General features: G+C 61.7%; 6 protein-coding genes and 1 pseudogene. 4 read left to right on the plus strand and 3 right to left on the minus strand.

The annotated features are described in order from the left end of the window. Positions 1-50: 50 nt before the first annotated feature. Both NPS29_RS28975 and NPS29_RS25630 read left to right on the plus strand, forming a co-directional pair. A complete protein-coding gene (locus NPS29_RS28975; protein ID WP_400784361.1) occupies positions 51-755 on the plus strand; it encodes a methyl-accepting chemotaxis protein in 705 nt (234 codons plus the stop codon). 170 nt (positions 756-925) lie between these two features. Continuing rightward, the gene (locus tag NPS29_RS25630; RefSeq protein ID WP_274136077.1) at positions 926-2,449 is read left to right on the plus strand and encodes a Fic family protein; all 1,524 of its coding nucleotides are present in this window, start codon (positions 926-928) and stop codon (positions 2,447-2,449) included. Positions 2,450-2,555: 106 nt separating this feature from the next. Here NPS29_RS25630 and NPS29_RS28980 read toward each other — a convergent pair whose 3' ends face one another. Continuing rightward, complete coding sequence (locus NPS29_RS28980; RefSeq protein ID WP_400610991.1) at positions 2,556-3,083, minus strand: methyl-accepting chemotaxis protein; 528 nt, start codon at positions 3,081-3,083, stop codon at positions 2,556-2,558. A 12-nt stretch (positions 3,084-3,095) separates the two neighbouring features. Beyond that, positions 3,096-3,917, minus strand: a pseudogene (locus NPS29_RS28985) (PAS domain-containing protein); the annotation flags it as partial. 206 nt (positions 3,918-4,123) lie between these two features. On the opposite strand from NPS29_RS28985, the gene NPS29_RS25640 reads away from it, so the two are divergent. Further along, the gene (locus NPS29_RS25640) at positions 4,124-4,915 is read left to right on the plus strand and encodes a substrate-binding domain-containing protein (RefSeq protein WP_274136081.1); all 792 of its coding nucleotides are present in this window, start codon (positions 4,124-4,126) and stop codon (positions 4,913-4,915) included. A 72-nt stretch (positions 4,916-4,987) separates the two neighbouring features. Here NPS29_RS25640 and NPS29_RS25645 read toward each other — a convergent pair whose 3' ends face one another. Continuing rightward, positions 4,988-6,187, minus strand: a complete 1,200-nt coding sequence (locus tag NPS29_RS25645) for an MFS transporter (protein ID WP_274136082.1) — start codon at positions 6,185-6,187, stop codon at positions 4,988-4,990. Positions 6,188-6,458: 271 nt separating this feature from the next. Here NPS29_RS25645 and NPS29_RS25650 point away from each other — a divergent pair, with 271 nt between their 5' ends. After that, positions 6,459-7,481, plus strand: coding sequence for a LacI family DNA-binding transcriptional regulator (locus tag NPS29_RS25650; RefSeq protein WP_274136084.1), 1,023 nt, complete (start codon positions 6,459-6,461; stop codon positions 7,479-7,481). The last annotated feature ends 29 nt before the right edge of the window (positions 7,482-7,510 follow it).

Here is a 7,510-nt window from a genome sequence, read left to right on the forward strand (position 1 = left end):
TCAACAGCCAGAAGGTCGAGACCGATCAGGTGGCCACCGCCATGCACGAAATGTCGGCCACCGTTCACGAAGTCGCACGCAACGCCGAGCAGGCTTCGGTCGCGGCCAGCGCTGCCGACCTGGAAGCCCGGGACGGCGACCGGGTCGTGGGCGAGGCGATTGCCCAGATCGAGAAACTGGCCAGCGAAGTTGTGCGTTCCACCGATGCGATGAGCGTGCTGGAACAGGAAAGCGACAAGATCGGCAAGGTGATGGACGTGATCAAGGCCGTGGCCGAGCAGACCAACCTGCTGGCGCTCAACGCTGCCATCGAAGCGGCCCGTGCCGGTGAAGCCGGTCGTGGCTTCGCGGTGGTGGCCGACGAAGTGCGCGGCCTGGCCCAGCGCACCCAGCAGTCCACTGAAGAAATCGAAGGCCTGGTCGCAGCCTTGCAGAACGGCACCCGCCAGGTCTCGGACATCATGCTCAGCAGCCGCAACCTCACCGACAGCAGCGTGGCCCTGACCCGCAAGGCCGGCACCTCGCTGGAAAGCATCACCAACACGGTGTCCAACATCCAGGCGATGAACCAGCAGATCGCAGCGGCAGCCGAGCAGCAAAGCTCGGTGGCCGAGGAAATCAGCCGCAGCATCATCAACGTGCGCGACGTCTCCGAACAGACCGCCGCCGCCAGCGAAGAGACGGCAGCCTCCAGCGTCGAACTCGCACGCTTGGGCAACCAGTTGCAGATGCTGGTCAGCCACTTCAAGGTGTAACCGGGCGACCGTCTGACGCAGAGCGTCACGGGCTGCATACCCACGCGGAGCGTGGGCGCGATCAAGCCGCGTCGGATGTACAATCCGATGCGGCTTTTTTAATGATTTTAAAGACGAAAGCCCTTTTTCTAACAATAATGAGGAACCCGTAACTCTTTTGAGGACTTCACATGCGCCATTGCGCCGGTTACGCTTGGCTTGCACAGACCTACGAGGTCGCTGTGTGCCAGCCGCTGAAAGTGCGCAGCAAGATCGGCAGCATGCGCAAGGACAGCATCGTCGATGGCGTCCTCGAACAAGTCTTCCCTGCCCAGTATCAACCCGGCCCCACCCTGGCCGAACACCTGACCTTCGCCTTCAAGCGTGAGCCCATTCACCTTGAACTCCTCGCCCGGCTGTTTTCGCGCATAGACCCTGCCGAGCTTGAACAGTGGATCAGAGCCGAGCCAACCGGGCAGTATGCCCGGCGCGCCTGCTTTCTGTATGAATGGTTTGGCAACCCGGCGCTCGCTTATCCCGGCGTCGAAAAGGGTAACTACGTCGAGTTCATGGACGGTGAACGCTATCTGGTCAGCCAGGCACCGCAACGCAATTCGCGCTGGAGGGTGATCGACAATCTGCCGGGGACTGCGCACTTCTGCCCGCTCATTCGCATCACGCAAGCGCTGGCCGGACTGATCGACTATGACCTCAATGCCGAACTGGCACGCCTTGGGGTCGAGTTTGGTCACGACACCCTCTTGCGCAGCGCGGTGTGGCTGACGATCAAGGAAAGCAGATCCAGCTTCGCCATCGAGCATGAAGAACAGCAGACCGATCGCATCAAGCGCTTCGCTGCCGTGATGGAACAGCGTTGCGGGGTGGGTGCTCCTCCCCTGACTCAGGACCAGATCGCCGCGATCCAGCAGGAGATTCTCGGGCCGCGGGCGCTGTCCTATGGCATTCGCCAGTCTCCGGTATTCGTCGGCCAGACCCGGGGCTTTCAGAATGTGCTGCATTACCTGGCTCCCGACTGGCAGGAAATCGAAGCCATGCTGCAAGGATTGCAGGCCTTCGAGATCAATACCCGGGGCAGTTCGTCGATCCTGCGGGCTGCGGCCATCTCGTTCGGCTTCGTGTACATCCATCCGCTCAGCGACGGAAACGGGCGAATCTCGCGCTTCCTGATCAACGACATCCTGCGTCGAGACAAGGCCGTCCCTGCCCCTTACATCCTGCCGGTCTCTGCAGTGATGCAGGATCACACGTTGCGCCCGCAGAACTACGATCAGGTGCTCGATGAGTTCTCACGCCCATTGATGCAGATGATCGAGCCCGCCGTTCGCTTCGAAGGCTATGTGAAATACCCCGACGGGATGGAGTCGAATCTGCACTACGACGGATTCGCCGACACCGCCCCGGCCTGGCGCTATATCGACCTGACTGCCCACGCCCAATACCTCGCTCGGGTGCTACGCCAGACGGTCGAGAAAGAGATGCGCGACGAAGCCAGCATCCTGCGCAATCACCAGTTGCTGCGCGACGCGATCAAGAATGTCTTTGAAGGACCGGATGCGGACATCGACCGCATCATCCGCTCCGTCCATCAGTCTGAGGGACAAGTGGGAAACAAGCTGCTCAAGCAATACCCTTTGCTGGAAGACGCCGGTATCAGAGCGGAAATCGTTGCGCTGGTCGCGAAATTTCTGGGCTAAAAAAAGCCGCCCGATGAATGATCTGGGCGGCTTTGAACGATTTTAAAGAAAAAACGCTGTTTTCTAACAAAAATGGTGAAGCAAAAACCATTTTGATGTGGGTTGATCAACCCGACAGCTGATTGGCAAACTGCCCCACCGCGCTGACCACTCGTTGCGCGCCGTCCTGGATCTCGACGATCACCGACCCGGCCTCCCCGGCCAGCTCAAGGCCTGTCTGGGCCTGCTGCTTGCCACTGATGATCACGTTCACCGCCTGCTCGGCCAGTTGCTGGTTCTGCTTGACCACGCCGACGATTTCTTCGGTGGCCTTGCTGGTGCGCGAGGCCAGTTGGCGGACTTCGTCGGCGACGACCGCGAAACCACGTCCTTGCTCACCGGCGCGGGCAGCTTCGATGGCGGCGTTGAGGGCCAGCAGGTTGGTCTGGTCGGCGATGCTGCTGATGCTCTGGATGATCGAGCCGATCAGTTGCGATTGCTTGTCCAGCGCCGCGATGCGCTCGGCGGCCTGTTCCATGTGCTGGGCCAGTTCGCGCATGACCTCCACGGTCTGCTGCACCACGGCGGCGCCTTTCTGGGCGCTGCCGTCGGTCTGCTGCGAGGTGCTGAAGGCGATATTCGCGGCCTCGGCCACGGCGTTCTCGCGGTTGACCTGTTCGGTGATGACGGTGGCGAATTTCACCACTTTGTACAGGCGGTCGTGGGCGTCGGTGATGGGGTTATAGGATGCCTCCAGCCAGACCTCGCGGCCACGGCTGTCAACCCGCTTGAAACGCCCGGCCACGTACTCGCCGCGCCGCAGCTTGTCCCAGAATGCGGCGTATTCCGCCGAGTTGGCCTCCTGGGTCTCGCAGAACATGCGGTGGTGGTGACCCTGGATCTGCGCCAGCGAGTAGCCCATCGATCCCAGGAAACGCTCGTTGGCCGACAGCACTTCACCGTCGAGGTTGAACTCGATCACGGCAGTGGAGCGTTGCAGGGCTTCGATGAGGTTTTCGTGTTCGCGGGAGGCCTCGATGGTGCGGGTCAGGTCACTGGCGTGAACCGTGAAATACATCACCCGCCCGCCGCTGTTGCGCACCGGTTGCACGATGGACCGCAGCCAGGCTTCCTGACCGTTGCCGCGCATCAGGCGCAAGGCACCGCTCAGGTGTTCGCCCCGGCTGATGGCTGATTTCATGCGGTGGTTGAAATCCGAATTCTTCACGTGCGCAGGCACCAGCTCTTCGATGGCGCGGCCCACGAGGTCCGAATTGCGGTAATGCATCTCCTCTTCGAAGTTGCCGTTCACCGACTCGATCCGGCCTTGCGGATCGAGGCGCATCGCCAGCATTTCGCTGTCCAGGCTGCTGCGCACCTGCTCCACCGACGAAAGTTCTTCGCGCAGGGCAGCCAACTCTTGCTTTAGACGTTTATTGAACATGGACGGCGAACTTCCAGAAAAGATGAGAGGTGTCGCCATGAGCATCGGCGCAGCCGAATGTTTCTTGAGGGATGCGCAAACAGCGTGTCGTTTTCAGACATCGGGCCCTGACTGAACCTGACCCGGCGAACAGCGTCTGTGACTCAATGCTTTACAAGAAAGGGATTTACTCACCGCGGGATTGCCACATACTGCCCGCGCTGTTTTTCATATCGTCAGAGCCACTTTCCATTATTTTCAGGTTCATCTTCATGAAAAGAATTCTGCCCTATCTGCTCAGCGCCGCCCTTTCCTTCATTCCGGCGGCCTTCGTTCATGCAGCCACCCCGCAAGCCCCCGTACAACTGATAGTCCTGAGCTCCGGCGGCATCATGGGTGCGTTCAAGGCCGTGACGCCCGACTATGAACAGCGCGTCGGCGTGCGCCTGCAGGGCGAGGTGGCGCCGTCCATGGGCGCGACGCCCCAGGCCATTCCAAACCGCCTGGCGCGCCAGGAGCCGGCGGATGTGGTGCTGATGGTCGGCGCCGCGCTGGACAAGCTGATCAAGGACGGCCAGGTCGATCCGAAATCCCGCGTGGACCTGGGCAAGTCCTACATCGCCATGGCGGTGAAACATGGCGCGCCGCACCCGGACATCAGCACCATGGAAGCCTTCAAACAGACGTTGATCGACGCCAGAAGCATCGTCTATTCCGACAGCGCCAGCGGCGTGTACCTGTCCCGCGTGCTGTTCAACCAGATGCACATCGCCGACCGCATCCAGAGCAAGAGCCAGATGATTCCGGCGACGCCTGTGGGAGAGGTGGTCGCGCGGGGAGACGCCGAGATCGGCTTTCAGCAGTTGAGCGAATTGAAGCCGGTTGAAGGGATCGACATCGTCGGCCTGATTCCCGATCAGGCGCAGCAGATGACGTTGTACTCGGCAGGCGTGGTAACCAAGAGCAAGCATCCGGAACAGGCCAGGCAGTTTCTGGAATTCCTGAGTTCGTCTGCGGCGGCGCCGGCGATCAAGGCCAGCGGGCTGGACCCGATCGCCAAGTGATCCGCAGTTCGTAGCAGCACGGCTTGCCGGCGGGGGCGGCCGTGAGATCGCCCCCGCGGGCAAGCCCGGCTGCTACAGGGTCGGTGTAGGCACTGTAGCGCGGGACTGCACCCACTTCATGCTGACCATCGCCAGCAGCGCGACGACGGTCACCAGGCCTGCGAAGAATTCGCCCACGTGCTCAAGGCCGAAGGCCCGTACGCTGAACCCGACGGCCACCACTGGCACCGAAATCGAGATGTACAGCACCACGAAATACGCAGAGGTCACGGCGGCTTTCTGGTCAGGCGGGCTGCTGGCCGTCACCGCGCCAATGGCTGCGCGCAGGATCATGCCCTGCCCTGCTCCGGCCAGAAAGCCCGCCGCCACCAAGAACGGCAGTTGAGCCCAGGCGATGCTCAAGCCCAGGCAGATCATGCCGAACACCAGCCCGACGCAGCCCAGGGTCATGTGTTGCGCCTTGGGCAGCCATTGCAGCAACGCCTGCCCGACGATGGACGCGACGAAGAACAGGCCGATCACTGCACCGATCAGCAGCCCGCCGTGGACTTGCATGATGTGGATCATCACCGATGGCACCATGCTGGTGAACAGCCCCGCCACGCTGAACCCTGCAAGCCCGGCAATCGAGGCCGGGATGAACACGGCGCGCACCGACGGCGGCACTGACGGTTTCTGGATGCTGAGTTTCAGTTGCGCCGGGCGCTGCACGGTTTCGCGGATCGCCGCCACGCCCAGCCCCGCGAGCAGCAGCAATGCCAGATGCACGTAGAACACCAGGTGCAGCGGGTCCGGCAGATGCTGGGAAGTGAACCCGGCAAGCAGAGGCCCCATGCCCAGACCCAGCATGTTTGCGGCAGTGGCCATCAAGGTAGCGTTCTTGAAGGTTTTGGGGGCCAGTTCGATCACGGCCACGGTCGCGGTGCCGGTCATGATGCCCGCCGAAAAACCCGAGAACAGCCGGCCGATCAACAAGCCCGTGACCGAGTCGGTGTAAAGGAAGATCCCGGCGCTCAACGCACCCATCAACAAGCCCGCCAACAGCATCGGGCGGCGTCCCACCTGATCGGACCAACTGCCGACCGCCAGCAAGGCTGCGAGTACACCTGCGGCATAGATGGAGAAGATGATCGTCAGCCAGCTCGCGTCAAACCCCAGCCGTTGCTGGTAGATCGCGTACAGCGGCGTCGGCAGCGTGGTACCGAGCATGGCGATCAACAGGGCGAGCGCGGCGATGAAGAAGTCGCGAGAAGATGAAGCAGGCGCGGTCATGAACCCTCCAGACCTATGAAAAGTACACACATTATCCACAAAGTGCGTACAAACGTCGAAAAACTCCCCTGTCGAGGTGATAGCCTCACTGACCGCCGCGATGGGATCACGAGCACAACAGCGGCATTTCCCGCTGAAAGCTCCGTATGAAAACGTTAACATCAACTAACTTCAACGCATCCCCAAGCACTCGCATCGTGCTAGCCTTGCATCATCTGTCAGCTGTGCGAGCGTTTCGCAGGCTGTCCCGTTTCAAGGCCGCCAGAAGTCCATGAGCAAAAAAGCCCCCGTCACCATTTCCGACATCGCCCGCCGCGTGAACATGACTCCGGTCACGGTTTCCCGGGCATTGAACAAGCCCGACCTGGTCAAGCCCGCGACCCTGGCCCGCATCCTGGAAGTTGCCCAGGAACTGGACTACGTGCCCAACGCTTTCGCCCGCAGCCTCAAGCGCAGCGAGAGCATGATTATCGGGGTGATTACCGCGTCAGTGGACAACCCCTTCTACAGCGAGATGATCAAGGCCATCTCCCGCGAGGCGAAAAAGCACGGCTACACCATCATGCTGGTGGACACCGACGGCTCTGAAGAGCTGGAGCGCAAGGCAGTGGACACCCTGCTCAGCTATCGCGTGGCGGGGATCGTGCTGTCGCCGGTTTCGGACGAACCTGAATATCAGCCCAACTACCTCAGCCGCCTGGGCAACGGCGACGTCCCGGTAGTACAGCTGGACCGCGCGCTGCACGGCAGCCCCTTCAGCCATGTGGTGCTGGACAACTACCACAGTGGCTTGAAGGGTGCGCGCTACCTGCTGGCCCAGAGCCCAGCGATGCAGCGCCTGCTGGTGCTGACGGGCCCCGCTCACTCGCGGATTTCCGAGGAGCGTTTAAAGGGCGTGAAAGCGGCGCTGGCCGCGAGTGGCAAAGACGTGCGGCTGGACGTGTTCGCAGGCGACTACACCCTTGAGCCTTCGTACCAGAGCACCCTCGCCTACCTTGACGAGCAGCCGATGCCGGACGCGATTTTCGGCTTCAACCAGTTGATCACCCTAGGGGCGATGCGCGCACTGCGAGATCGCGATATCGCCCATGACAGCCTGCCGATCTGCGGCATCGACCGCCTGCCGTTTGCCGACATTTTCGGCATCCCCATCGCCTGTATCGCCCACGATGCGTCGCGGGCAGGAACCAGCGCCGTGACCCTGCTGCTGGAGCGCATCGCCGACCGGTATCTGCCCAAGGCCAAGGTGGTGATTGCGGGGGAGCTGGAGAATGGTATCGCCACGGTCCCGTAGCAGCACGGCTTGCCGGCGGGGGCGGAGAT

It is taken from the genome of Pseudomonas putida (assembly GCF_028682175.1).
Taxonomy (GTDB): domain Bacteria; phylum Pseudomonadota; class Gammaproteobacteria; order Pseudomonadales; family Pseudomonadaceae; genus Aquipseudomonas; species Aquipseudomonas putida_AD.